Genomic DNA, 22,372 nt, shown 5'->3' on the forward strand with positions numbered 1-22,372 from the left:
AAACGCCGCGGAGGCTTTTTGCGTTCAAGAAGCTGCTGCCTCTTCAGCGCACCTTGACCAGAGCCCAAACCCCAACACCCGTCAAATCATCGCCTCAATCAAAAACGGACCCACACCCAAAAGCCCAACGTCCAATAGACGTGCGGGCGCTTTTTCCTGTCCGGCAAACGATCCCGGAACCTAACGCAGCTCTGCGAGTTGCCGCATAGGGCAATAAATTCCGGAACCAAGCATGAATCACGATGTCGCGGATGCGTCGCAGCGAAGCATTGTCACTCCTGGCCGCAATGCGTGGCGGGTGGAGCAGGCGACAGCGCTGGCATTTCTCGTCGACGGGCAGAATTATTTCAAGGCACTGGACAGCGTTCTCAGGCAGGCGCGGCGCTGCATCCGCATAATCGGGTGGGACTTCAACCCGGATATCCTGCTGCGACCGGGACACAGTGAGGAGACGCTTGGCGCCCTGCTGCGGAGTTTGGTGGAGGAGCGGCCGGAGCTCGAAGTGCGGATCCTGGTGTGGTCGATGGGGCCGATCTACTCCGGCCATTCGCTGAAGCTGTTTCGCGAAAGCGGCTGGTCGAGCCATCCGCGCATTCACCTGCGCTTCGATACAAGGCATGCGCTTCGCGGCTCGCATCACCAGAAGATTGTGACCGTCGACGACAGTACCGCCTTCGTGGGCGGCATCGACCTCACCGGAGGGCGCTGGGATACGCGCGAGCATAAGGCGCAGGATGACCGCCGCATCAAGCCGGACGGCGAGGCCTATGGTCCTGTGCATGACGTTCAGACGCTTGTCGCCGGGCCCGCCGCGGGCGCCGTGGCGGAGCTGGCGCGGTGGCGATGGGAAAAGGCCACCGGAGAGCAAGGCGAGGCACTGGTGCCCTCAGGCGAGCCGGCATGGCCCCAGGACCTTCCGCCCGACATGCGAGGCTGTTCGGTCGCGATCGGCCGGGCGGTGCCGGCGCTTGCCGGGATCGGCGGGCGCAGGGAAACCATCAAGCTGACGCATGATGCGATCGCCGCGGCGCGACGGCATATCTACATCGAAACACAGTATCTCGCCTCGTTTGGTGTGGGGGAGGCCATCGCGAAAAGGCTGCGGGAACCGGACGGGCCCGAGATCGCGATTCTGGTGACGAGCAGTTCCCGAGGCCTGCTGGAACAGTTCGTGATGGCGCATAATCGCGACCGTCTGCTCCGGCGCCTCAAGAAGGCCGACCGGTATGGACGTCTGCGCGTGCGCTATGCCGTGGTGCCAAGGAAGGGCGGCGGCGATTGCGAGGTGCTGGTCCACGCCAAGGTGCTCGTCGTCGACGACAGCTTCATTCGCGTCGGTTCGTCGAACCTGAACAATCGCTCCGAAGGGCTCGACACCGAGTGCGATATCGCGGTGGAAGCGGCAAGCGACGCGGAGCGCCGCGCCATCTCGGCCTTCCGCGACCGGCTTCTCGCAGAGCATCTCGACGTGTCGGTGAACGAGGTCTCGGAGTTGATGGCGAAAGGCTCGCTCGTCGCGGTCATCGACACGCTCAACACGCGTGCACGCGGCCTTCGGCGCTTCCGGATCGACCTCGAGAAGGGCGGCACCTCCCCGCTGCCGGGCACGAAGCTTCTCGATCCGAAAGAGCCGTTCCGTCCGTTCAAGAAAATCCGCGAGGCGATCTCATGGCTGGGTGGCGGAGCCTTGTGACGGAGGTTCGACGTCGCGCAGGGCATACTCGCTCGCCACAAACATCGGCACGCCCAACGCCAGCGGGATGAAGAAATAGACGACGCGGAACGCCACAAGCGCACCGATCGCCGATGATTGCGGCAGCAGGTAGAGCACCGCGGCCTCGAGCACGCCAAGCCCGCCCGGTACGTGGCTCACGATCGCCGTGACGTTTGCGACGACGTAGACGGCTGCGACCTTCAGATAGGCAACCGGCGAGAATGCGAGCAGCAACTGATGCAGGCAGGCGGCGACGAAAGCGAAGTTGACGGTGCCGATCGCGACCTGTCCCGCGGCAATGGGCAGGGACGGCAGTTCCAGCGTCCATTCGCGAAATCGCAGTTGCTTGCGCATGAATGCGGCCAGCACGAGATAGATCGCGGGTATTGCGAGGCACGCGACAGCCAGAGCGGTCAAGGCGGCGCCGTCGATAGCCATCATCCTCTCCGCCTCGGCGGGATACAGCAGAAGCCCTATGGCGCCAAGCGTCGACAATCCAAGGCCGACTGTAAGCCCGCAGAACACGATCACCTTGGCGACGTCGGCCTTTCCCAGGCCCCAGCGCGTGTAGAACCGATAACGGATCGCCCCGCTGGACAGGGCGGCGATGCCGATATTATGACCGATGGAAAGACTGGTGAACGAGGCGAGTGCCGTGCGCCGCCATGGCAAGGGCTTGCCGGCATAGCGCACGGCGAGCCAGTCGAAGCCGGTCAGGCACAGGTAGGATCCGGCGGCAAAGCCGATCGCTGCGGCTATGCGCGGAGCAGGAATGGCGGTCGTGGAACTGACGACCTCGTCCAATGTATACTGGCTGAGCGCACGATAGAGCAGGAAAAGCGCACCTGCTATCGCCACGAGGATCACAAGCTTGAACAATAGTCTCGACACCGCGGTTCTCACCCGATCCTTCATGACAGACGCCTGTCACCGGAACGGAACGCGGCCCGGCGGGTTCCCCTGTCATGGATGAAATACCGCCAGAAGCCCGACCCAGTGTGCGGACAGTCAAGATGTTGACGTACAACGTTCATTCGTGCCGGGGCGGCGACGGCAGGACGGACCCGGCGCGCATTGCGGAGGTGATTGCGGGCGAGGCCCCAGACATCGTGGCGCTGCAGGAACTTGATGTCGGACGGGCGCGCAGCGGCGGCCTGGACCAGGCGCAACTGGTGGCGACGCATCTGAATATGAAATCGCATTTCCATCCGGCGCTGCACGTGAAAGAGGAAAAATACGGCGATGCCATCCTCACCGCGTTTCCCGCCACCGTCATGAGGGCCGGTGCCTTGCCCTCGATCGGAGAACCGCGAGGAGCGATTTGGCTGTCGATCGATATTGGCGGCGCGCACCTGCAGGTCATCAACACCCATCTCGGATTGCGCCGGCGCGAGCGGCTGTCACAGGTGGCGCAGCTTCTCGGGCCCGGCTGGCTGGGAAGCGGGGAATGCAAGAACAAGCCCGCCGTACTGCTCGGCGATTTCAACGCGGTGCCTTCGAGCCTGGCCTATCGCAACATTGCGCGCGGTTGGCGTGACGCCCAAGCCAAGGCGGTGGAGCGCCCCAGTGCGACGTTCCCTTCGCGCTTCCCGCTGCTGCGGCTCGACCATATCTTCGTCGGCAACGGCGTGGAGGTCATGTCGGCGCAGGTTTGCACCAGCCTGCTGGCGCGCAGCGCGTCCGACCATCTGCCGGTGGTGGCGACGATCGGCGTGCCGATCGTGGTGCCGCGCGCAGCAAAACAAGACAGCAATATCGGCGCGGCGCGCGCGGCCGACCATCAATCCGAGCCCCAAGGAGAGACATCATGGCGTCGATAACACTCACCGACCATCAGGCGGTCCGAGACTGGGCTGCGGCGAGGATGGGCGCGCCCGCCATCGTCGACATTTCGCCCGCCGGCGGGACCCAGCCGATGCTGCGTCTGGTCTTCGACCAGGCCGCGTATCAGGATCAGGACAGGGCAGAGCGCCCGCAGAACGCCGGCGGCGTCGAGTTGGTCGAGTGGGACGAGTGGTTTGCCGTGTTCGACGAAGCCAGTCTGGCGCTTGTCGTCAACGAGGATGTGCCTGGCGTTCGCGAGAACCACTACGAACTCGTGCGACGCGACGACCGCTGAGTGTTCACACGGTCGGGCCATGCAGGCCACGGCTCCCCTTACCGCTGCCTGCCAGCCTGTCCGTTCAGTAGCCGCCGATGACGGGCAGGATTTCGCCTGTGATGTAGCTTGAGGATTGCGGCGAGGCGAAGAACACGTAAGCCGGGGCGATCTCCTCAGGCTGCGCCGGGCGTTTCATCGGCGTCTTCGCTCCGAATTGCGCGACCTGTTCGGCGGGACGCTCTGACGGATTGAGCGGCGTCCACACCGGGCCGGGCGCGACGGCGTTCACGCGTATTCCCTTGCCGACAAGGTTGGACGCGAGCGCGCGTGTAAAGGCATGGATGCCGCCCTTGGTCATCGAATAGTCGAGCAGTTCGCCGCTGCCGTCGATACCGGTCACCGATCCTGTGTTGACGATCGCGGAGCCGGGTTTCATGTGCCGCACGGCCTCGCGCGCCATGAAGAAATAGCCGTAGAGGTTGGTTTTCAACGTCATGTCGAAATGTTCGCTCGTCAGGTCTTCAAGCCCGCCTGCGTGGTACTGGAAGGCCGCGTTGTTGACGAGCACGTCAAGCTTGCCGAAGCCTTCCACTACGGCTTCGACGGCCTTGCGGCAGTAGCTCTCGTCGCGGACGTCGCCGGGCACCAACAGGCATTTGCGGCCTTCCGCTTCGACTGCGCGGCGGGTTTGTTCGGCGTCCTTTTCCTCCGCGGCGAGGTAGGAAATGGCGACATCGGCACCCTCGCGGGCAAACAGGATCGCTACGGCGCGGCCAATCCCCGAATCGCCGCCCGTGATCAGCGCCGCCTTGCCCTCCAGCTTGCCTGACCCGCGCCAGTAGGGCGCATCGTAAAGCGGTGCCGGGTCAAGCGTGCGTTCGGCGCCGGGCTTGGGCTGGTGCTGCTCGGGGAACGGAGGCTCGGGGTAGGCGCGAGCGCCGGCCTGCATGGCCTTGTCTTTCTCGCCGCTGAAGGCCCGCTTATCGGCACTGTCGACCTGCTTCTGAATGTCGCGCTGCCCGGCTACCGCGGCTGCCGAGCCGGTGTCTCGGTCGTGTTCCATCGTTAGTGCTCCTCGAAAGTCTCTCTCTTTGCGTCAAACAGCGATCGAGACCCATAGTTCCTTCCTCCCGGAGACGATGGGACTTGCGGGATGAACGTTGATGTGCCAATAACTCAATAACTGTTGAGGTATTGAGTTATGGAAGAGAAACGAGCACTCGACGCCTTCTCTGCGCTGTCCCAGGAAACCCGGCTGCGGATCGTCCGTCTGCTCGTGGAAGCTGGGCCCGGGGGACTGGCCGCCGGCGCAATCGGTAAGGCCATGGATGGCGCTTCGACGTCGCGGATGTCGTTCCACCTGGGCCAGCTCGAGCAGGCCGGCCTCGTTGCCTCGCGCCGTGAGGGCCGCTCGATAATCTACAGTGCCGCCTATGCGACCTTGTCTGAACTTGTGGCCTTCCTGATGCGCGATTGCTGCCAGGGTCACCCGGAGGTTTGCCGACCGGCGATCGCCGCGCTCGATTCATGTTGCTACCCCGAGGGAGAAATCGCCCATGCCTGAGTCCGCCTCCAAGAAAATCTACAACGTGCTGTTCCTGTGTACCGGAAACTCCGCCCGCTCGATCATGGCGGAGGCGCTGCTCAACCACATCGGTGAGGGGCGCTTTCGTGCCTATTCGGCCGGCAGCCAGCCAAAGGGCGAAGTACACAGGCTTGCGCTCGAGACATTGGCGCATTTCGACTTCCTGATCGACGGGCTGCGCTCGAAGAGCTGGGACGAGTTCGCAGTGCCAGGTGCGCCGCAGATGGATTTCGTGTTTACCGTCTGCGACAATGCGGCGGGTGAATCCTGCCCTGTATGGCCGGGCCAGCCAATGACGGCGCACTGGGGCATAGAAGACCCCGCTGCCGTCGAGCCCGAGACGGAACAGCGCGTGGCTTTCGTGCAGGCGCTGCGTTATTTGCGCAACCGCATCACGGCGTTCACCGCATTGCCCGTCGCCAGCCTCGACCGTGCCTCGCTGACGGCAAGGCTGTCGGAGATCGGCCATGGCGAGGGGTCGACGGCGAAGCGCCCGGATGTGGCGTGATCCTGACATGGACGTGACCATCTACCACAACCCCGATTGCGGAACGTCGCGCAACACACTGGCGATCATCGAGGCGGCGGGGCTGACGCCGACCGTCATCGAGTATCTGCGCGCGCCGCCCTCGCGGCAACGTCTCGTCGAACTGCTCGGTGAAATGAACATGCGCCCTCGTGACCTCATTCGCGAGAAGGGCACGCCGTTCAAGGAACTCGGGCTCGATGATCCCGCCTTGACCGACGACGAGCTGGTTGACGCGATGCTTGCCAACCCGATCCTCATCAATCGTCCGATCGTGGTGACCGACAAGGGTGCCAAGCTCTGCAGGCCCTCGGACTTAGTCCTCGAATTGCTACCTGAAGGTGCGGTGGCACTGCGCAAGGAAGAGGGCGTCCCGTTGCTGCGTGCCGTTCCGATCGAAGCCGGTCCGGAACTTGTCGCGGCGCTCGACGCGGAGATGCTTCCCGTCCAGGACGTTCACGACGAGGGACGTCACTGGTTTCGCTTCAATCGTACCGACGGAGAGACGGTCGGCTTCGGCGGGTTCGAACCTCATGGTCGCGACGTTCTGCTGCGTTCGATCGTCGTGTTGCCCGCGCACCGGGGAAGCGGCGTCGGCAAGAACATGATGCTGCTGCTGATGCGCAAGGCTTTCGACGCCGGTGGACGCGCCGGATACGCGTTGAGCAGTTCGGCCGACGGGTGGCTCGACAGACTTGGCTTCAAGCCCGTCGACCGTGCCGAAGCGCCGGAATCCATCCTTGGCACCCGGCAGGCGAGGGAACTGTGTCCCTCGACGGCCTCCCTTCGCAAGCGCTCGCTGCGCCCCTGATATCGACATGCACCGGAGCACCTCCATGGCCACGCCACCGCCGGCCTCGCGGCTTTCCTTTCTCGACCGCTACCTGACGCTCTGGATTTTCGGCGCCATGGCGCTTGGCGTTGTCCTTGGCAGCACGTTTCCGAGCCTCCCGGGAGCACTCGACGCGATGTCCGTCGGCACCACCAACCTGCCCATCGCCATCGGCCTGATCCTGATGATGTATCCGCCGCTGGCGAAGGTGAAGTACGAGGAACTGCACCAGGTCTTTTCCGACAGGCGCGTCCTGCTCCTGTCGCTCGTGCAGAACTGGCTTATCGGGCCGACGCTCATGTTCGTGCTGGCGATCGTCTTCCTGCGCGACTACCCCGAATACATGACTGGGCTAATCCTGATCGGGCTGGCGCGGTGCATCGCCATGGTGCTGGTATGGAACCAGCTCGCACGGGGCGACAGCCAGTATGTCGCGGGACTCGTGGCGTTCAACTCGATCTTCCAGATCCTGTTCTTCTCCACCTACGCGTGGTTCTTCCTTTCCGTTCTTCCGCCGCTCTTCGGGCTGGAAGGCAGCATCGTCGACGTCGGTTTCTGGACGATCACCGAGGCCGTGCTGATCTATCTCGGCATTCCGTTCTTGGCCGGCTTCCTGACGCGGCGCATCCTCATCGCGAAAAGGGGTGAGGCCTGGTACGAACAGGCGTTCCTGCCGCGCATCGGCCCCATCACACTTGCCGCGCTGCTGTTTACCATTGTCGCCATGTTCAGCCTTAAGGGTGGCGACGTGTTGCGGCTGCCGCTCGACGCACTGGTCATCGCGGTCCCGCTGACGATCTACTTCTTCGTGCAGTTCATCATCAGTTTCGCCATGGGGCGGCTGATCGAATCGGACTATCCGCGCACAACCGCGATCGCCTTCACGGCAGCCGGCAACAATTTCGAACTCGCGATTGCGGTGGCAATCGCTGCATACGGGCTTGCCTCGCCGGTCGCATTCGCTGCCGTCATCGGGCCCCTCGTCGAGGTGCCGGTACTGATCATGCTCGTGCATGTCGCTTTGCGGCTCGGTCGCCGGTGGTTCCCGGCGACGGCACCTGCCTGATGTCGACGATGGCCTTCGAACGACTGCGTGTCCTCGCCGACCCAGATCATCTTCCCGCGCTGGACACGCGGTTCGTGCAGGCGCGCCCGGCACACGGGCTGGGTCCGGACACCGACCCACCACGCATCCTTCTGCTCTACGGCTCGCTGCGCGCGCGGTCATTCTCGCGGCTGGCGACGGAGGAGGCCGCACGACTATTGTGCTTCTTCGGCGCGGACGTGCGCATCTTCGACCCCGTCGACCTGCCGTTTCCCGACCAGGCGCTGAATGACGACCACCCGGCGATCCATGAGCTTCGCGACCATGCTCTCTGGTCGGAGGGCATGGTTTGGTGCTCGCCGGAGCGCCATGGCCAGGTGACCGGTCTGATGAAGGCGCAGATCGATCATTTGCCATTGACGCTGGGCAGCGTGAGACCGACACAGGGACGCACGCTGGCCGTCATGCAGGTGTCCGGCGGATCGCAGAGCTTCAACGCAGTGAACACGCTGCGCCTGCTGGGACGCTGGATGCGCATGATCACCATTCCCAATCAGTCAAGCGTGGCCAAGGCGTGGCTGGAGTTCGACGAGCAAGGCCGCATGAGGCCGTCGAGCTACTATGACCGGATCGTCGACGTGATGGAGGAACTGGTGCGCTTCACCATCCTCACCCGTCAGCATGCCGGGCGGCTGGTCGATCGCTATTCAGAGCGCAAGGCCGCTGCAGAAAAAAACGATCCGACGACCGACCGCTCCGCGATCTCCGCGCCACGTCAAGCATCCTGACGCCGGAATCGGGACGTGAACCGCATCGTAGTCCATGCCCTCGGGCTCTACCAGATCTTCGCCTGGGGCAGCACCTATTACCTGATGGCCGTGCTTGCGGTGCCGATCGTCGAAGATACCGGCTGGCCGCTGGAATGGGTGGTTGGGTCGTTGTCGCTCGGGTTGCTGGCGGCAGGTATCATCTCGCCCCGCGTTGGCGACGCGATCGCGCGCTACGGTGGCCGTCCGGTCCTCGTGATTGGCAGCGTGGTCATGGCGTCTGCACTTCTCTTGCTGGCAGCCGCCCCCAACCTGCCGGTCTTCATGGTGGGCTGGATTGTCTTGGGCACTGGCATGGGCGCGGGTCTCTACGATGCCACCTTTTCCACCCTCGGGCGCATCCACGGCGTCAAGGCGCGGGCCAGCATCACCACGCTGACCTTGTGGGGCGGTTTTGCCAGCACGGTATGCTGGCCGTTGTCGGCGTTCTTCGTCGAGACGATAGGCTGGCGCGGGGCCTGCATGGCGTATGCCGCGATTCTGATCGTCATCTGCATGCCGCTGCTGCTGGCATTCGTGCCGCGCGTGCCTCGGTCGGGGGGTGCGGGCTCATCGAGGGCGTCCGCCAAACCCGTTCTCACCAGCGAGGAGCGAACGCGCTTCCGGCTGTTCGCGTCGATCCAGATCCTTGCCGGTCTGTTCGTCACCATCGTATCGGTGCACCTGCTGACGCTGCTTCAGGCGAGGGGCGTGACGCTCGGCGAAGCGGTGGCGCTGGGCGCGCTGATCGGGCCGGCGCAGGTCGGCGCCAGGGTGCTCGAGATGCTCGGCCGCTCGCGTCATCATCCGCTCTGGACGCTAACGGCGGCCGTGTCACTGTGCGCGGCGGGACTGGTCCTTCTCGCTTCGGGAATCGGTCTGCTTGGCACGGCGCTGGTCCTCTACGGAGCCGGAAACGGCATCTTCTCGATCGCGCGCGGCGCGCTGCCACTGGCGCTGTTCGGACCAGAGCGCTACGCCTCGCTTATGGGACGGCTGGCCCGCCCCGGCCTTATTGCGCAGGCAGCCGCGCCGCTGGTCGGCGCAGCGCTGATCTCGCGCTTCGGCCCTGAAGCGACGTTGCAGTTCGCCGCCATGCTCGGCCTGGCGAACATCGCGCTGGTGGTGGTGCTGTGGATCAAGCGATGAGGGGTGAACCCGCGGGAACGGATCGACAGCGTGTCGTGGAGAGGAATTCTCTTAAATGGCGCGCCCGAAAGGATTCGAACCTCTGACCCCCAGATTCGTAGTCTGGTGCTCTATCCAGCTGAGCTACGGGCGCGCAACATGCCGGCAGGGCCGGCAGGACCAAGACCGCCGCAGGGCGGGCTCGCTTCGTGCGGCGTTAACTAGCCACTCGTGGCGGGAATTGCAAGCGGCCATTCGCGATTCTTTCCCGACTTTCTTTCCAGCCGGCAAAGGTTGTTCAGGCCTGGTGCCGCAGCATCTTGCGGGCGAGGTGCAGGTCCACCGGCTGATCTGGAATCGTGATCTCGAAAAGCGTGCGGCCGCCGTGGCTTTCCACCAGCGCGATGGAGCCGCCATGGGCACGGACCAGCTCGTGGGCGATAGCGAGACCGAGGCCGGTTCCGCCGCTGCGGGCCGATCCGCGGAACGCCGCAAAGAGGTTCTCCCTGGCCTTGGGCGGCAGCCCGGGACCCGTATCCTCGATATGAATGCGGCACAACGCTCCCTCGCGTTCGGCCAGCACGGTCAGGCGATTGACCACGGCATCGCCGCTCTGGCCCGCCATTGCCTGGACAGCATTGCGCGACAGGTTCGAAAGGATGCGGAAAAGCTGGTCGGAGTCTGCGTCCACCTCCAGTTCCGGCGCCACGGCATTGACGAATTCGATGCCTGTTTCGGGCTCGAGGCCGAGCAGGCCCTGCACCTCCTCGACCAGTTGGTGGAGGCGGATGCGTCGCCGCGCAGGCGGCGCCTCCTGTGTGCGGCCGTAGGCGAGAACCCCTTCCGTGTAGGAGACCGCGCGGTCGAGCGCACGCACCAGCTTGGGCACCAGGTTCTGGGCGACCGGGTCCTGAACCCGCACCAGCCGGTCGGAGATGAGCTGGGCTGCGGCCAGCGTATTGCGCATGTCATGGTTGATCTTGGAGACCGCGAGGCCGAGATCGGCGAGGTGCTTGCGCTCGGCGAGGGTGCGCTGCAGTTCCGTCTGCATCGCCGCCAGCTCGCGCTCGGCGACGCCGATCTCGTCGTCGCGCTCGCCCGACCGGATGATGCGTCGTGGATCTTCCGGCGCCTCGGCGAATGCCAACATCGAACGCGTCATGGCGCGGATCGGGCCGATCATGATACGGTTGATGGCATAGAAGACGAGGGTGGCGGTGATCAGCGACAGCACCAGCGACAGGAAGGCGACGTCGCGGGCGTAGATGAGCATCGCCTTGCGCAACGCAGAGTCGCCGATGACCAGTTCGAATTCCTTGGTGCTTTCGCCGACGGTGCCGAAAACGCGCAGCACGTTGTGTCCGCCAAAGAAGATGGTGGAGAGTGCGTCGCGCATCGCCATTGGAAAGGGCGTGTTGTCGAGGTCGATATGCTGGTCGACTGACGGGGGCATCTCGGTGACGACGAGGAGCTGCGAGGATCCTTCGTCGCGCACCGCGACTGCCTTGGCGCCCAGCGAAATAAGGACGTCGTCCTGCACCTGGCGCGACAGGCTGTCGGGATCGCTCTCGACAAGTACGATGCCGACCGCTGCGGCTGTCGCCAGCCGCTCCTCCAGCCAGCGCAGCCGGAAGTCGGCTACCGAGGGAAGGAAGATGAGGATTTCGGCGAGAAGTACGAACAGGATGGTGAGAAAGAGGAGCTTGGTGGACAGGCCGCGCGTCAGCGAAACCTGCTCGCTCCTGCGGCTGTGCCCATTTTCGCCTGCGGCTGCTGTCTGGTCCACGTTCCGATTCCGGCTTCTGAGCACGCGCCACCGGTCCCCGTCGCGCGAACCGCCAGCCGCCCCGGCAGCCTGAAAATAGGATATGCCGACGCGTTTGCCAAATTCATGAAGCGCGACCCCAAGGCGCCGCGCGCCGCGTCGCATTCCCACCGTCCACCGATCTATCGTATCCAGACGTTTCATGTTCACTGTAATACGCAGCAGACGGCGTTACGGATCGGTGGCGGATCCGGGCAATCAGTCAGGCCGACCGCATTTTGGTGGCGTGAGGTCTGGCGGGTACGCCAATTGTGCTGCGACGAGCAACATCATCGGGCGTTCGATCTCGTCGCGTAGCCCGGGAGTAGCGGCGATCTGTTGGGGATCAGGTGCGAACTCAACGAGCCTTTGGATGTTGAAACCGGCATCGATCAGGGTGTTCACCGTTGTCGCGATCGTTCGATGGTGTTTGACGACGTCTTTTGCAAACCAGTCGGTAAGGCGCTCGCCCTCCACCGCATATCGGTTGACGGGCCACGTCTTGCGCCCGTGCTAATCCGTTATCCAGCCGGGATGATCGGCTGCCATGTAAATCGGATGTTCTATCGAAAAAACCAGAAACGATCCGGGCCGCAACGTTGCGGCGATACGCCGGACGAGGTCAGGAAAGTCGCGGATATAGTGGAAGGTGAGGGCGCTGTAGACGAGATCATACGCGCCGATGGGCAGGTCCAATGTCTCGATGTCGGCGCGACGGTATTCGATGGCATCGTCCACCGTGTCGCGTATGGCCCGCGCGATCATGTTGCGCGACAGGTCCAAGCCGACCACCGAAGCCGCTCCTTGTTCACGCATCCACCGGGAGGTCCAGCCGAAACCGCATCCCAAGTCGAGCACCTGCTTGCCGAGAAGGGGTGGAATCATGGCGCGCAGCGCCGGCCATTCCGGCGCGCCGGCCAGGCCTTCGGCTTGGCGGGGAAGTTTGCTGTAGCCTGCAAAGAAGTCCGGACGGTCATAGATATTCTGTGCCACGTAGATGTCTCCTCGTGTGGTCCGATGCCGCGCCCGGCTTGCTTCCCGCGCGCATTGACAGCCTTGCCCGTCAGTCCTATAAGCCCGGCCACGCTCGGGCCTTCGGTCCGGCGCGGCTTATGGCTGCGCATGGTGAAGGCGGGCGAACGCTCCTGCTCATGAAGAGTCAGATCCAAGAAGGGCCGCACACCGCGGTATTAAACAAATGAAGCGCACCTACCAGCCCTCCAAGCTTGTTCGCAAGCGCCGTCACGGTTTCCGTGCCCGCATGGCCACCAAGGGCGGCCGTGCAGTGATCGCCGCCCGCCGCAGCCGCGGCCGCAAGCGGCTTTCCGCCTGACGTGACCGAAGGCCGGACAGTTGACTAACCGGCCAACGGACAAACAGCCCGGGCGCTTGAAGAAGCGCCCGGAATTTCTGGCCGTGCGGCGTGGCGAAAAGCGCCGTGGACGGCTTTTTTTGCTTGAAGTCCTGGACAGGGCGGATGGCGGGCCGCCCCGGCTCGGACTGACCGTCACCAAGAAGGTCGGAAATGCGGTTGCGAGAAACCGCATTCGCAGGCGACTGAAAGAAGCCACGCGCGTTCATGCCGCTGGTGACATGGCGACCGGCAGCGACTATGTGATCGTCGGGCGACGCGAGGTGCTCGACGCCCCGTTCGACGAGCTCAAGCGGGAACTCTCCCGCAGGATACGCGGCGCGCGGTAAGGGAACCGATGGAAAACAATCGCAACTTCTTCATCACGATCGCGCTTTCGGTGGCGATTCTGGTCCTGTGGCAGGTGTTCTACATGAACCCGCGGATCGAGGCGCAGCGCGAAGCCGCTCAAATCGAGACCGAGAGAGCCGAGCAAGCGCAGCAGCAGAGAAATCCGCAGCCAGGCGTTGCCGGCGAGCCGGATCTTCCGGGCTCCAGCGACATGCCGTCAGACGTGCCAGGCGGGGCTTCGACCCCTGCCGGCGGTCCTCTCGGGCCGTCGCGTGAGCAGGCGCTTGCAGCAAGTGATCGCGTGATGATCGATACGCCGCGGATTTCAGGCTCGATCAACCTCACCGGCGCGCGCATCGACGACCTGGTGCTTAAGGACTACCGCACAACGGTCGAAGAGGACGCGCCCAACATCCATCTTTTGCAGCCCGCGGCATTGTCCGACGGTTATTATGCGGAAGTCGGCTATGTCGGAAACGACGACAGCGGCGCCGTCCCAAGCTGGGATACGCAATGGACGGTCGAAGGCGAGCAGACGCTGACGCCGTCGACGCCGGTCACGCTGACGTTCACCAACGAGAACGGGCTGACCTTCACGCGCACGATCGCGATCGACAACGATTACATGTTCACCTTCTCCGATGCCGTCTCCAACGAGAGCGGCGAGGCGGTGACACTTTCGAATTACGGGCGCGTCTCGCGCATCGGAACGCCGGCGACGCAGGGCTTCTACATTCTTCACGAAGGTCTCATCGGCGTCACTGGCGAAGAAGGCCTCCAGGAGATCGATTACGCGGATCTTGTTGAATCGGGCGAAATCCGGCCTGGCAAGTCGAGCGACGGCTGGCTGGGCATCACCGACAAATACTGGGCCGTGGCGATGGTGCCCTCGGGCGCCCAGTCCTACCAGCCGCGTTATGCCTATTTCGACGATGGCCGCATCCGCTACCAGGCGGATTACCTTGCCGATCCGGTGGAAATCGGAGCAGGCGAGACCCAGACGGTCGAGACGCTTGTCTTCGCCGGCGCCAAGGAGACGGCCAGGATAGACGCCTATGAGGCCGACCGCGGCATCCGGCAGTTCGACCTGCTGATCGACTGGGGCTGGTTCTATTTCATCACCAAGCCGATGTTCTACCTGATCGACTGGCTGTTCCATGCGCTGGGCAATTTCGGCCTCGCCATCCTGGCGACGACCGTCGTCGTCAAGGCCATCTTCTTCCCGCTCGCCAACAAGTCGTACAAGTCGATGGCGAACATGAAGAAGGTGCAGCCGCAGCTTCTGGAAATCCGCGAGAAGTACGCGGACGACCGGATGAAGCAGCAGCAGGCGATGATGGAACTCTACAAGACGGAGAAGATCAATCCGCTGGCCGGCTGCTGGCCGATCCTGATCCAGATTCCGGTGTTCTTCGCGCTCTACAAGGTGCTCTACGTCACCATCGAGATGCGCCATGCGCCGTTCTTTGGCTGGATCCAGGATCTCTCGGCGCCAGACCCGACCTCGGTGTTCAACCTGTTCGGACTGCTGCCCTACGACGTGCCAGCCTTCCTGCTCATCGGCGTGTGGCCGATCATCATGGGCATCACGATGTTCCTGCAGATGCGCATGAACCCGACGCCCCCCGATCCGACTCAGGCGATGATCTTCAACTGGATGCCGGTGGTGTTCACCTTCATGCTGGCGACGTTCCCGGCAGGACTGGTGATCTACTGGGCCTGGAACAACTCGCTGTCGATCCTCCAGCAGGGCATCATCATGAAGCGCCAGGGCGCGCGGATCGAACTGTGGGACAATCTGGTGGGCCTGTTCAAGAAGAAGCCGAAACCAGCGGAATAGCCCGGTTGAACGCACAAGATGGAAGGCCCGCCTTGCGGGCCTTCTTCGTATCCGGCGATTTCACGCTATGGCATGGTAGGCAAGGCTGACGGCAGGGGACGACGCATCGAAACCGTCGCATTGTCTTGGAAGGAATGACGCAATGGCTGATATGACGGCTGAAACGCAAGCGACGGCAGGCGCCCGAACGCTGTTCCAGCGCCCATGGATATTCATTCGCGGCGTGCCGTCGATGAAATTCCTGCCGCCTGAAGGACCGGCGGAGATCGCTTTCGCGGGCCGTTCCAACGTCGGCAAGTCGTCGTTGATCAATGCGCTGGTGAGCAAGAAGGGGCTGGCGCGTACGTCCAACACGCCGGGCCGCACCCAGGAACTGAACTATTTCGTGCCCGATGGCTATTCCGGCGAGGCTGGCGACCTGCCGCCAATGGCGCTGGTGGACATGCCCGGCTATGGCTATGCGCAGGCACCGAAGTCGCAGGTCGACGCCTGGACCAAGCTGGTCTTCGACTATCTGAAAGGCCGGGTCACCCTCAAGCGCGTCTATCTTCTGATCGACTCTCGCCATGGCATCAAGGCGAATGACGAGGACGTCATGGCGCTGCTCGACAAGGCAGCCGTTTCCTACCAGATCGTGCTGACCAAGACGGACAAGATCAAGGTGGCGGGCCTGCCGCGCCTGATGGCGGAGACGGCGGAGAAGGTGAAGAAGCGCCCCGCGGCGTTTCCGGTGATCCTGGCGACCTCGTCGGAGAAAACGGAGGGGCTCGACGAGTTGCGCGAGGCGATCGCGCTCGTGGTCAGTGGCGGGTGATGCCAATCTGCGGCCGACGTTAAACTGGGCAAAGTCCATGCCGGCCAATTGCTGGTAACGCGGATTTCGCCTAGCTTTGACCAAACGATAAAAAACGGACGGGATCGCAACAACAACTCGTACCTGCCAGAGGTGGCCAAATGCCTATTCTTTCCAGCAATTCCAGCAGATTGGCGGTTTCGCGCCGCACCCTTCTGAAGACGGCGGGCACGGGGGCCGCGCTCGCCGCGACCTCCGCATTGCCGGTGCGCCTCTTCGCCCAGGAGAAGCTCAAGGTCGCCGCTGTCTACACAGTGCCAACGGAGCAGCAATGGGTGAGCCGCATCCACCTCGCTGCCAATGCCGCCGTCGAACGTGGCGACATCGAATACGTCTACTCGGAAAACACGGCAAACAACGACTATGAGCGCGTGATGCGCGAATATTGCGAGGCTGGCCACAAGCTCATCCTGGGCGAGGTCTTTGGTGTCGAGCAGGCTGCCCGCGACGTGGCGCGCGACTATCCGGACGTTGCCTTCCTGATGGGCTCGAGCTTCAAGGAAGACCCCGAGGTTCCGAATTTCGCGCCCTTCGACAACTACGTCCAGGACGCATCCTATCTCAGCGGCATCATCGCGGGGGCGATGTCGCAGAGCAAGAATTTCGGCATGGTCGGCGGCTATCCGATTCCCGAGGTGAATCGGCTGATGCACGCCTTCATGGCCGGTGTGCGCGAGGTCGCGGCGGAAGCCAAGTTCCAGGTTGCGTTCATTGGCTCATGGTTCGACCCGCCCAAGGCAAAGGAAACAGCCTTCGCCCAGATCGATGCCGGCGCGGACGTGATGTATGCTGAGCGTTTTGGCGTCTCCGATGCCGCCCAGGAACGTGGCGTTCTCGCGATCGGCAACGTCATCGACACGCAGGCGGATTATCCCGAGACGGTGGTCGCGTCGGCGATCTGGCATTTCGAGCCGACGCTCGACAAGGCGATCGCCGAGGTGAAGGCCGGTACCTTCACGGCGGCGGACTATGGCGTCTATTCGTTCATGAAGGAGGGTGGGTGCTCGCTCGCGCCGCTGGGTACGTTCGAGGACAAGGTGCCCGACAACATCAAGGCGATGGTCGCCGACAAGGAAGCCGCCATCAAGGCGGGCACGTTCGTCGTCGAGATCAACGACGAGGAGCCGACATCGAACTGATCGCCGATCCCTCGCCGTTGAGGGCAGGGTGGCCCGGGCCGCGTGGGGTGAATTCCACTCTTTGGGCGATTAATGGGTGCCGAGGGCGAAAGAGCCCCCGGCGCTGACCCGCCTCTCCTCGTTAGGTAACCCTCCCCCAAACGGGGAGGGAATCCGCTCCAACCCGATCAGACAGCCATGCAGACCGTTCTTCGCATCTCCAACGTCACGAAGCGGTTCGGCCCGCTGGTGGCCAACGATTCGATCTCGTTGGACCTGAATGCGGGTGAAGTGGTCGCGCTGCTTGGCGAGAACGGCGCCGGCAAGACCACGCTGATGAACATTCTCTTCGGCCACTATGTCGCCGACGAGGGCAGTGTCGAGGCGTTCGGGCGGCAACTGCCACCGGGAGATCCGCGGGCGGCACTGGAAGCCGGGATCGGCATGGTCCACCAGCATTTCACGTTGGCCGACAACATGACGGTGCTGGAGAACATCGTGCTTGGAACCCGGAGCGCCTGGTCGTGGCGGCTCGATCGCGCCGGCGCGCGAACACGCATCCGCCAGTTGTCGCAGGATTTCGGCCTTGTCGTGGAGCCGGACCGTGCCGTTTCAGCGCTTTCTGTGGGCGAACGCCAGCGCGTCGAAATCCTCAAGGCGTTGTTTCGCGATGCCAAGATCCTCATCCTCGACGAACCGACCGCCGTGCTGTCGCCTCTCGAAGCGCAGGCGCTGTTCAAGACGCTGAAAATGCTCGTTGCCAGGGGCCTGTCGATCATCTTCATCTCGCACAAGCTGCACGAGGTGATGGCCGTGAGCGACCGCGTCGTCGTGCTGCGTGGCGGCAAGCTCGCCGGGGCGCGGGCAACCAGCGGCGCAACGCGACAGGATCTCGCTGCGCTAATGGTGGGGCAGGAGGTGGTGGCACCCACGGTGGCGCCGGTGTCGCGCGGCCCCGAAGTTCTTGCGCTGCATGATGTATCGACGGCGCGCGGCGGCGGTGGCGCGCTTCATCAGGTTTCGATGGCGCTGCATGGCGGGGTCATAACCGGCCTTGCGGGGGTTTCCGGCAATGGACAGGCTGCACTCGCGGCACTGCTTGCCGGCACGGACAAGCCGGTGTCGGGGGCTATCCGCATCGGGGGTGAAACGGTTTCCGACTGGTCGCCGCGCAAGGCGCTCGAAAAGGGCATCGCCCGAATTCCCGAGGATCGCCACGCCGTAGGTTCCATCGCCGACATGAGCGTGATGGAGAACGTCATCGCCGAGCGATACGGCTCAAAGCGCTTCAGCCGGAGTGGGCTGATGAACTGGGCTGCGGCGCGTAGCTTCGCGGAAGAGTTGATCCGCGACTATGACGTGAAATGCCCCTCGCCAAATGCCCGCATCCGCCTCCTTTCCGGCGGCAACATGCAGAAACTCATCCTGGGGAGGGCGCTCGACCCCGACCCGGTCATCATTCTTGCCAACCAGCCGACGCGGGGACTCGATGTCGGTGCGGTCGCCTATGTGCACAATCGGCTGTTGGAGGCGCGGGCGAGGGGCGCGGCAATCCTTCTCATCTCCGAGGATCTCGACGAAATCCTCGCGCTGTCGGATGAAGTGAGGGTGATGTTCAAGGGCAGGCTTTCGAGCGCTTCGGCGCGAGGCGAGCGCACGATGCAGCAATTGGGAGAACTGATGGCTGGCCACGGACTGGAGGCGGCGGCCGATGCGGCTTGAGGCAAAGCCCGCGCCCTCGCTGGCGGTGACACTCGCCTATCCGGTGGGCGCCATCGTTGCAACTTTCCTCATCGCCTCCGTCCTGGTGATGCTCGCTGGAGCCTCGCCATTCTCGGTATTTTCTCTCGTCGTGCAGGGTGCGGCGGGTTCGCAGTTCGCGCTGCTCGAGACGCTGACGCGCGCCACCCCGCTGATCTTTACCGGGCTCGCCGTTGCGGTCGCCTTTCGCGCCAAGCTCTGGAACATCGGTGCGGAGGCGCAACTCTATGCCGGTGCCATCGTCACCGTGGTGCTGGGGACAGGAGCCCTGCCGTTGCCGTCTCCGATCCTCATTCCGGTGATCATGGTGGCCGCGATGCTGGCCGGCGGTCTCCTGCTGCTTGGACCCGCGATCCTGAAGACGCGTTTCGGGGTCGATGAGGTCGTCACCACGCTGCTCCTCAACTTTATCATGCTGCTGTTTGTGTCGATGCTTCTCGAGGGCGTCCTGAAGGACCCGATGGGCATGGGATGGCCGCAGTCGCAACGCGTGATTTCGGATGCGCAGTTGCCCAAGCTGGTGCCGCGCACGCGGTTGCACCTGGGGTTCGTCATCGCGCTGGTCGCCGCCTTCAGCGTCTGGTTCGTCATGAAGAAGACGACGCTCGGTTACGAGATGCGCGCGGTGGGACACAACCCGGAAGCGTCGCGGTTTGCCGGCATCCCGGTGAACATGGTGCTGATGAAGACGGCGCTGCTTTCAGGCGGCCTTGCCGCGCTCGCCGGCTTTTCGGAAGTCGCCGGCCTCAAGGGCAACCTGACGCTCGATCTGTCGGCGGGCTTTGGCTACACCGGCATCGTCGTTGCCATGCTGGCGATGCTCAATCCGCTCGGCGTGGTGCTCGCCGCGATCTTCGTGGCCGGCATTTTCGTCGGCGCCGATGCCATGAGCCGCAGCGTCGGCGTGCCTTCCTACATTGCCGATGTGATGGTGGCGACCTCGCTCCTGACGATGGTGGTGGCAATCATGATGACGCGGTTTCGGGTGAGATGGCGGTGAGGCGATGATCGAAGCGTTCGAGATTCTGTTCACCGCTTCGTTCTGGGTCGCGGCGATCCGCATTGCCTCGCCGCTGATCTTCGCCACGATGGGCGAGTTGATCTGCGAGCGCGCCGGCGTGCTCAATCTCGGCATCGAAGGCATCATGGTCGCGGGTGCGTTCGCCGGCTGGCTGACGGTCTATCTCGGCGGCGATCTTTGGTTCGGCGTGGCCGCAGCGGCGCTCGCGGGTGCGGCGTTCGGGCTGTTGCACGGCACGCTGACCGTACCGCTCGGCCTTTCGCAACATGTCGTGGGCATCGGCATCACGCTGCTGGCGACCAGCCTCACCTATTTCACCTATCGCATCGTCCTCCCGGAGGTGACGTCGCCGCCGCGCATAGAGCCTTTCCAGCCTCTGCCTGTTCCGATGCTGTCCGAAATACCACTGGTCGGTCCAGCGCTGTTCAACCAGACGCCGCTGACCTACTTCGCTTTTGCCACGGTCGCCATCGTCGCTTGGGTTCTCTACCGCACGCCGCTCGGATTGGCAGTGCGTGCGGCCGGCGAGAACCCCTCTGCGGTGGAGGCTCAGGGCATGAGCGTCACGGCGATCCGCATGGGTGCAGTCATGGCCGGCAGCGCGCTGATGGCGATCGGCGGCGCATTCCTGACGATGTCGGCATTCAATTCGTTCTTCTTCGAGATGATCAACGGTCGCGGCTGGATCTGCATCGCGCTCGTCGTGTTCGGCTCGTGGCGGCCCGGCAAGGCGCTTCTCGGCGCGGTCCTTTTCGCCGCGTTCGACGCCTATCAGGTGCGCCTGCAGCAGATCACCGGCGGCGCGGTTCCCTACCAGCTGTTCCTGATGATGCCGTTCGTGCTGTCGATTCTCGCGCTCGTCGTCATGTCGCGACGCGCGGCCTATCCGAAGGCGCTGATGATCCCCTACCAGAAAGGTGAGAGATGAGCTTCGACCTGATCGTCAAGAGCGGCATTCTGCCGGATGGCCGACGCGCCGATATCGGCATCTCCGGAGATAAGATCGCAGCGATTGAACCGAGCATCACCGCAGACGCGGGCGAGATCGTCGATGCTACCGACTGCCTCGTTTCGCCGCCCTTTGTCGATCCGCATTTCCACATGGATGCGACCCTTTCCTACGGGATGCCGCGCATCAATGCGTCCGGCACGCTGCTGGAAGGCATCGCGCTGTGGGGCGAACTGAAGCCGCTTCTCACCCATGAGGCGGTCAAGGAGCGCGCGCTTGCTTATTGCGACTGGGCCGTCTCGATGGGCCTGCTCGCCATTCGTACCCATGTCGACACGTGCGACGACAGGCTCCTGGCCGTAGAGGCGCTGCTGGAGGTCAAGAAGCAGGTTGCGCCCTATCTCGACCTGCAACTGGTCGCCTTCCCGCAGGACGGATATTTTCGGGATCCGACCGCGAAGGCCAATACGATCCGAGCGCTAGACATGGGCGTCGACGTCGTCGGCGGCATCCCGCATTTCGAGCGCACCATGGAGGATGGCCGGCGTTCGGTTACGGAGTTGTGCGAGCTTGCGGCGGATCGCGGCCTGATGGTCGACATGCATTGCGACGAAAGCGACGATCCGCTGTCGCGTCACATCGAGCAACTTGCCTATGAGACGCAGCGCCTCGGCCTCCAGGGAATGGTGGCAGGCTCGCATCTGACGTCGATGCATTCGATGGACAATTACTATGTGTCGAAGCTCTTGCCGCTTATCGCCGAGGCGCAGGTTTCGGCGATCCCCAACCCGCTCATCAACATCGTCCTGCAGGGGCGCCACGACACCTATCCGAAGCGGCGAGGCATGACACGCGTTCCCGAGATGCTGAAACACGGCATCCGGGTCGGCTTCGGGCAGGATTGCGTGCTCGACCCTTGGTACTCGCTGGGCACCGCCGACATGCTCGACGTCGCGTTCATGGCGCTGCATGTGGCGCAGATGACGAGCCCCGCCGAGATGCGCCGCTGCTTCGACATGGTCACCACCAGCAGTGCCGCCATCATGGGGCTCGATCATCTCGGCCTCGACGTGGGCAAGACCGCCAGTATCGTGGTGCTCGATGCGGGAACCCCGGTCGAGTCGATCCGCCTGCGTGCCGAGCGGGTGGCGGTCATTGCAAAGGGCAAGCTGGTCGCCTCGCGGCCGCGTCGCGACATGGCGCTGTCGTTGCCGGGGCGTCCGGACCGCGTGCATCGGCGGCATCGGTTGCCTGGCACTTGACATAGGCTTGCCTCGCTCGATCTTCCCCTGCATCCACACGAGACATGACGAGTCTGCGATGAGACCGACAATCCCCGCAATATTTCTCCTTTCCGTGATGGCCGGTTGCACGACGATGACCCCGGAAGAGCGCAGGGCGGCCGATGAGGCGGTTTGCTCCGACTACGGGTTCCGAAACGGCAGCGAGGCCTTCGCCGAATGCCTCCAGCGCATCGAGCTCGACCGCAGGGCCGAGCGCCGTGCCAGCATGGCGTCCTTCGAGAGAAGCCGCCCGATCGTCGTCTACCGTCCGGTGCCGCTCCGGCGTCGCGACTGACGGGACCAC

General features: G+C 63.7%; 22 protein-coding genes, 1 tRNA gene and 1 pseudogene. 19 read left to right on the forward strand and 5 right to left on the reverse strand.

Annotated features, from left to right (window positions below; translation table 11 throughout):
* The first annotated feature begins 232 nt into the window (after positions 1 to 232).
* Positions 233 to 1,693, forward strand: a complete 1,461-nt coding sequence (locus tag AAFN84_RS00005; RefSeq protein WP_347512277.1) for a phospholipase D-like domain-containing protein — start codon at positions 233 to 235, stop codon at positions 1,691 to 1,693.
* Here AAFN84_RS00005 and AAFN84_RS00010 read toward each other — a convergent pair.
* Positions 1,667 to 2,605: a lysylphosphatidylglycerol synthase domain-containing protein gene (locus AAFN84_RS00010; RefSeq protein WP_347512278.1), complete on the reverse strand. Its 939-nt coding sequence runs from the start codon at positions 2,603 to 2,605 to the stop codon at positions 1,667 to 1,669. The two genes, AAFN84_RS00005 and AAFN84_RS00010, sit on opposite strands and share 27 nt — an antisense overlap.
* A gap of 122 nt (positions 2,606 to 2,727) precedes the next feature.
* On the opposite strand from AAFN84_RS00010, the gene AAFN84_RS00015 reads away from it, so the two are divergent.
* Both AAFN84_RS00015 and AAFN84_RS00020 read left to right on the forward strand, forming a co-directional pair.
* Positions 2,728 to 3,534: an endonuclease/exonuclease/phosphatase family protein gene (locus tag AAFN84_RS00015; RefSeq protein WP_347512279.1), complete on the forward strand. Its 807-nt coding sequence runs from the start codon at positions 2,728 to 2,730 to the stop codon at positions 3,532 to 3,534.
* Positions 3,522 to 3,833 (forward strand): hypothetical protein, encoded by a 312-nt coding sequence (locus tag AAFN84_RS00020; protein WP_347512280.1) that lies wholly within the window; start codon positions 3,522 to 3,524, stop codon positions 3,831 to 3,833. The genes AAFN84_RS00015 and AAFN84_RS00020 overlap by 13 nt, the downstream gene beginning before the upstream one ends.
* A gap of 64 nt (positions 3,834 to 3,897) precedes the next feature.
* Here the strand turns inward: AAFN84_RS00020 and AAFN84_RS00025 are convergent, their stop codons facing one another.
* Positions 3,898 to 4,878, reverse strand: coding sequence for an SDR family oxidoreductase (locus tag AAFN84_RS00025; RefSeq protein ID WP_347512281.1), 981 nt, complete (start codon positions 4,876 to 4,878; stop codon positions 3,898 to 3,900).
* A 138-nt stretch (positions 4,879 to 5,016) separates the two neighbouring features.
* On the opposite strand from AAFN84_RS00025, the gene AAFN84_RS00030 reads away from it, so the two are divergent.
* From AAFN84_RS00030 to AAFN84_RS00055, 6 genes are read left to right on the forward strand one after another with little or no spacing between them, the layout of a single operon-like run.
* Complete coding sequence (locus tag AAFN84_RS00030) at positions 5,017 to 5,379, forward strand: metalloregulator ArsR/SmtB family transcription factor (RefSeq protein WP_347512282.1); 363 nt, start codon at positions 5,017 to 5,019, stop codon at positions 5,377 to 5,379.
* On the forward strand, positions 5,372 to 5,908 hold the full coding sequence (locus AAFN84_RS00035; protein WP_347512283.1) for an arsenate reductase ArsC: 537 nt from the start codon (positions 5,372 to 5,374) through the stop codon (positions 5,906 to 5,908). The genes AAFN84_RS00030 and AAFN84_RS00035 overlap by 8 nt, the downstream gene beginning before the upstream one ends.
* A 7-nt stretch (positions 5,909 to 5,915) precedes the next feature.
* Positions 5,916 to 6,737, forward strand: coding sequence for an arsenate reductase (glutaredoxin) (gene arsC / locus AAFN84_RS00040; protein WP_347512284.1), 822 nt, complete (start codon positions 5,916 to 5,918; stop codon positions 6,735 to 6,737).
* 25 nt (positions 6,738 to 6,762) lie between these two features.
* Positions 6,763 to 7,824: an ACR3 family arsenite efflux transporter gene (gene arsB, locus AAFN84_RS00045; RefSeq protein ID WP_347512285.1), complete on the forward strand. Its 1,062-nt coding sequence runs from the start codon at positions 6,763 to 6,765 to the stop codon at positions 7,822 to 7,824.
* A gap of 8 nt (positions 7,825 to 7,832) precedes the next feature.
* The gene (arsH, locus tag AAFN84_RS00050) at positions 7,833 to 8,591 is read left to right on the forward strand and encodes an arsenical resistance protein ArsH (protein ID WP_347512286.1); all 759 of its coding nucleotides are present in this window, start codon (positions 7,833 to 7,835) and stop codon (positions 8,589 to 8,591) included.
* 15 nt (positions 8,592 to 8,606) lie between these two features.
* Complete coding sequence (locus AAFN84_RS00055; protein ID WP_347512287.1) at positions 8,607 to 9,758, forward strand: MFS transporter; 1,152 nt, start codon at positions 8,607 to 8,609, stop codon at positions 9,756 to 9,758.
* Between the two features lie 56 nt (positions 9,759 to 9,814).
* Here AAFN84_RS00055 and AAFN84_RS00060 read toward each other — a convergent pair.
* The 3 genes and pseudogenes from AAFN84_RS00060 to AAFN84_RS00070 all read right to left on the reverse strand — a co-directional run bounded on the left by AAFN84_RS00060 (position 9,815) and on the right by AAFN84_RS00070 (position 12,534).
* Positions 9,815 to 9,891, reverse strand: a tRNA-Arg gene (locus AAFN84_RS00060).
* A 144-nt stretch (positions 9,892 to 10,035) separates the two neighbouring features.
* Entirely contained in the window at positions 10,036 to 11,523 is a 1,488-nt protein-coding gene (locus AAFN84_RS00065; RefSeq protein WP_347512288.1) for a HAMP domain-containing sensor histidine kinase, read from the reverse strand.
* A 237-nt stretch (positions 11,524 to 11,760) separates the two neighbouring features.
* Positions 11,761 to 12,534, reverse strand: a pseudogene (locus AAFN84_RS00070) (class I SAM-dependent methyltransferase).
* Between the two features lie 205 nt (positions 12,535 to 12,739).
* On the opposite strand from AAFN84_RS00070, the gene rpmH reads away from it, so the two are divergent.
* The 10 genes from rpmH to AAFN84_RS00120 all read left to right on the forward strand — a co-directional run bounded on the left by rpmH (position 12,740) and on the right by AAFN84_RS00120 (position 22,363).
* A complete protein-coding gene (gene rpmH, locus AAFN84_RS00075) occupies positions 12,740 to 12,874 on the forward strand; it encodes a 50S ribosomal protein L34 (RefSeq protein ID WP_347512289.1) in 135 nt (44 codons plus the stop codon).
* 20 nt (positions 12,875 to 12,894) lie between these two features.
* Positions 12,895 to 13,242: a ribonuclease P protein component gene (gene rnpA, locus AAFN84_RS00080; RefSeq protein WP_347512290.1), complete on the forward strand. Its 348-nt coding sequence runs from the start codon at positions 12,895 to 12,897 to the stop codon at positions 13,240 to 13,242.
* 8 nt (positions 13,243 to 13,250) lie between these two features.
* On the forward strand, positions 13,251 to 15,083 hold the full coding sequence (gene yidC, locus AAFN84_RS00085; RefSeq protein ID WP_347512291.1) for a membrane protein insertase YidC: 1,833 nt from the start codon (positions 13,251 to 13,253) through the stop codon (positions 15,081 to 15,083).
* 151 nt (positions 15,084 to 15,234) lie between these two features.
* A complete protein-coding gene (yihA, locus tag AAFN84_RS00090) occupies positions 15,235 to 15,897 on the forward strand; it encodes a ribosome biogenesis GTP-binding protein YihA/YsxC (RefSeq protein ID WP_347513750.1) in 663 nt (220 codons plus the stop codon).
* Positions 15,898 to 16,037: 140 nt separating this feature from the next.
* The gene (locus AAFN84_RS00095) at positions 16,038 to 17,075 is read left to right on the forward strand and encodes a BMP family protein (protein ID WP_347512292.1); all 1,038 of its coding nucleotides are present in this window, start codon (positions 16,038 to 16,040) and stop codon (positions 17,073 to 17,075) included.
* 177 nt (positions 17,076 to 17,252) lie between these two features.
* The gene (locus AAFN84_RS00100) at positions 17,253 to 18,776 is read left to right on the forward strand and encodes an ABC transporter ATP-binding protein (protein WP_347512293.1); all 1,524 of its coding nucleotides are present in this window, start codon (positions 17,253 to 17,255) and stop codon (positions 18,774 to 18,776) included.
* A complete protein-coding gene (locus tag AAFN84_RS00105) occupies positions 18,766 to 19,815 on the forward strand; it encodes an ABC transporter permease (protein WP_347512294.1) in 1,050 nt (349 codons plus the stop codon). Before AAFN84_RS00100 ends, AAFN84_RS00105 begins: the two co-directional genes overlap by 11 nt.
* Positions 19,816 to 19,819: 4 nt before the next feature.
* The gene (locus tag AAFN84_RS00110) at positions 19,820 to 20,764 is read left to right on the forward strand and encodes an ABC transporter permease (RefSeq protein ID WP_347512295.1); all 945 of its coding nucleotides are present in this window, start codon (positions 19,820 to 19,822) and stop codon (positions 20,762 to 20,764) included.
* The gene (locus AAFN84_RS00115) at positions 20,761 to 22,047 is read left to right on the forward strand and encodes an amidohydrolase family protein (protein WP_347512296.1); all 1,287 of its coding nucleotides are present in this window, start codon (positions 20,761 to 20,763) and stop codon (positions 22,045 to 22,047) included. The genes AAFN84_RS00110 and AAFN84_RS00115 overlap by 4 nt, the downstream gene beginning before the upstream one ends.
* A gap of 58 nt (positions 22,048 to 22,105) precedes the next feature.
* The gene (locus AAFN84_RS00120; RefSeq protein ID WP_347512297.1) at positions 22,106 to 22,363 is read left to right on the forward strand and encodes a hypothetical protein; all 258 of its coding nucleotides are present in this window, start codon (positions 22,106 to 22,108) and stop codon (positions 22,361 to 22,363) included.
* Positions 22,364 to 22,372: the final 9 nt, after the last annotated feature.

Origin of the sequence: Mesorhizobium sp. CAU 1741 (assembly GCF_039839275.1) — a bacterium.
Classification (GTDB): Bacteria; Pseudomonadota; Alphaproteobacteria; order Rhizobiales; family Rhizobiaceae; genus Aerobium.

Coding starts and splice junctions, on each gene's coding strand:
- AAFN84_RS00005 (WP_347512277.1), top strand. CDS start 233: ATGAATCACGATGTCGCGGATGCGTCGCAGCGAAGCATTGTCACTCCT.
- AAFN84_RS00015 (WP_347512279.1), top strand. CDS start 2,728: ATGTTGACGTACAACGTTCATTCGTGCCGGGGCGGCGACGGCAGGACG.
- AAFN84_RS00020 (WP_347512280.1), top strand. CDS start 3,522: ATGGCGTCGATAACACTCACCGACCATCAGGCGGTCCGAGACTGGGCT.
- AAFN84_RS00025 (WP_347512281.1), bottom strand. CDS start 4,878: ATGGAACACGACCGAGACACCGGCTCGGCAGCCGCGGTAGCCGGGCAG.
- AAFN84_RS00030 (WP_347512282.1), top strand. CDS start 5,017: ATGGAAGAGAAACGAGCACTCGACGCCTTCTCTGCGCTGTCCCAGGAA.
- AAFN84_RS00035 (WP_347512283.1), top strand. CDS start 5,372: ATGCCTGAGTCCGCCTCCAAGAAAATCTACAACGTGCTGTTCCTGTGT.
- arsC (WP_347512284.1), top strand. CDS start 5,916: ATGGACGTGACCATCTACCACAACCCCGATTGCGGAACGTCGCGCAAC.
- arsB (WP_347512285.1), top strand. CDS start 6,763: ATGGCCACGCCACCGCCGGCCTCGCGGCTTTCCTTTCTCGACCGCTAC.
- arsH (WP_347512286.1), top strand. CDS start 7,833: ATGGCCTTCGAACGACTGCGTGTCCTCGCCGACCCAGATCATCTTCCC.
- rpmH (WP_347512289.1), top strand. CDS start 12,740: ATGAAGCGCACCTACCAGCCCTCCAAGCTTGTTCGCAAGCGCCGTCAC.
- yidC (WP_347512291.1), top strand. CDS start 13,251: ATGGAAAACAATCGCAACTTCTTCATCACGATCGCGCTTTCGGTGGCG.
- yihA (WP_347513750.1), top strand. CDS start 15,235: ATGACGGCTGAAACGCAAGCGACGGCAGGCGCCCGAACGCTGTTCCAG.
- AAFN84_RS00095 (WP_347512292.1), top strand. CDS start 16,038: ATGCCTATTCTTTCCAGCAATTCCAGCAGATTGGCGGTTTCGCGCCGC.
- AAFN84_RS00100 (WP_347512293.1), top strand. CDS start 17,253: ATGCAGACCGTTCTTCGCATCTCCAACGTCACGAAGCGGTTCGGCCCG.
- AAFN84_RS00105 (WP_347512294.1), top strand. CDS start 18,766: ATGCGGCTTGAGGCAAAGCCCGCGCCCTCGCTGGCGGTGACACTCGCC.
- AAFN84_RS00110 (WP_347512295.1), top strand. CDS start 19,820: ATGATCGAAGCGTTCGAGATTCTGTTCACCGCTTCGTTCTGGGTCGCG.
- AAFN84_RS00115 (WP_347512296.1), top strand. CDS start 20,761: ATGAGCTTCGACCTGATCGTCAAGAGCGGCATTCTGCCGGATGGCCGA.
- AAFN84_RS00120 (WP_347512297.1), top strand. CDS start 22,106: ATGAGACCGACAATCCCCGCAATATTTCTCCTTTCCGTGATGGCCGGT.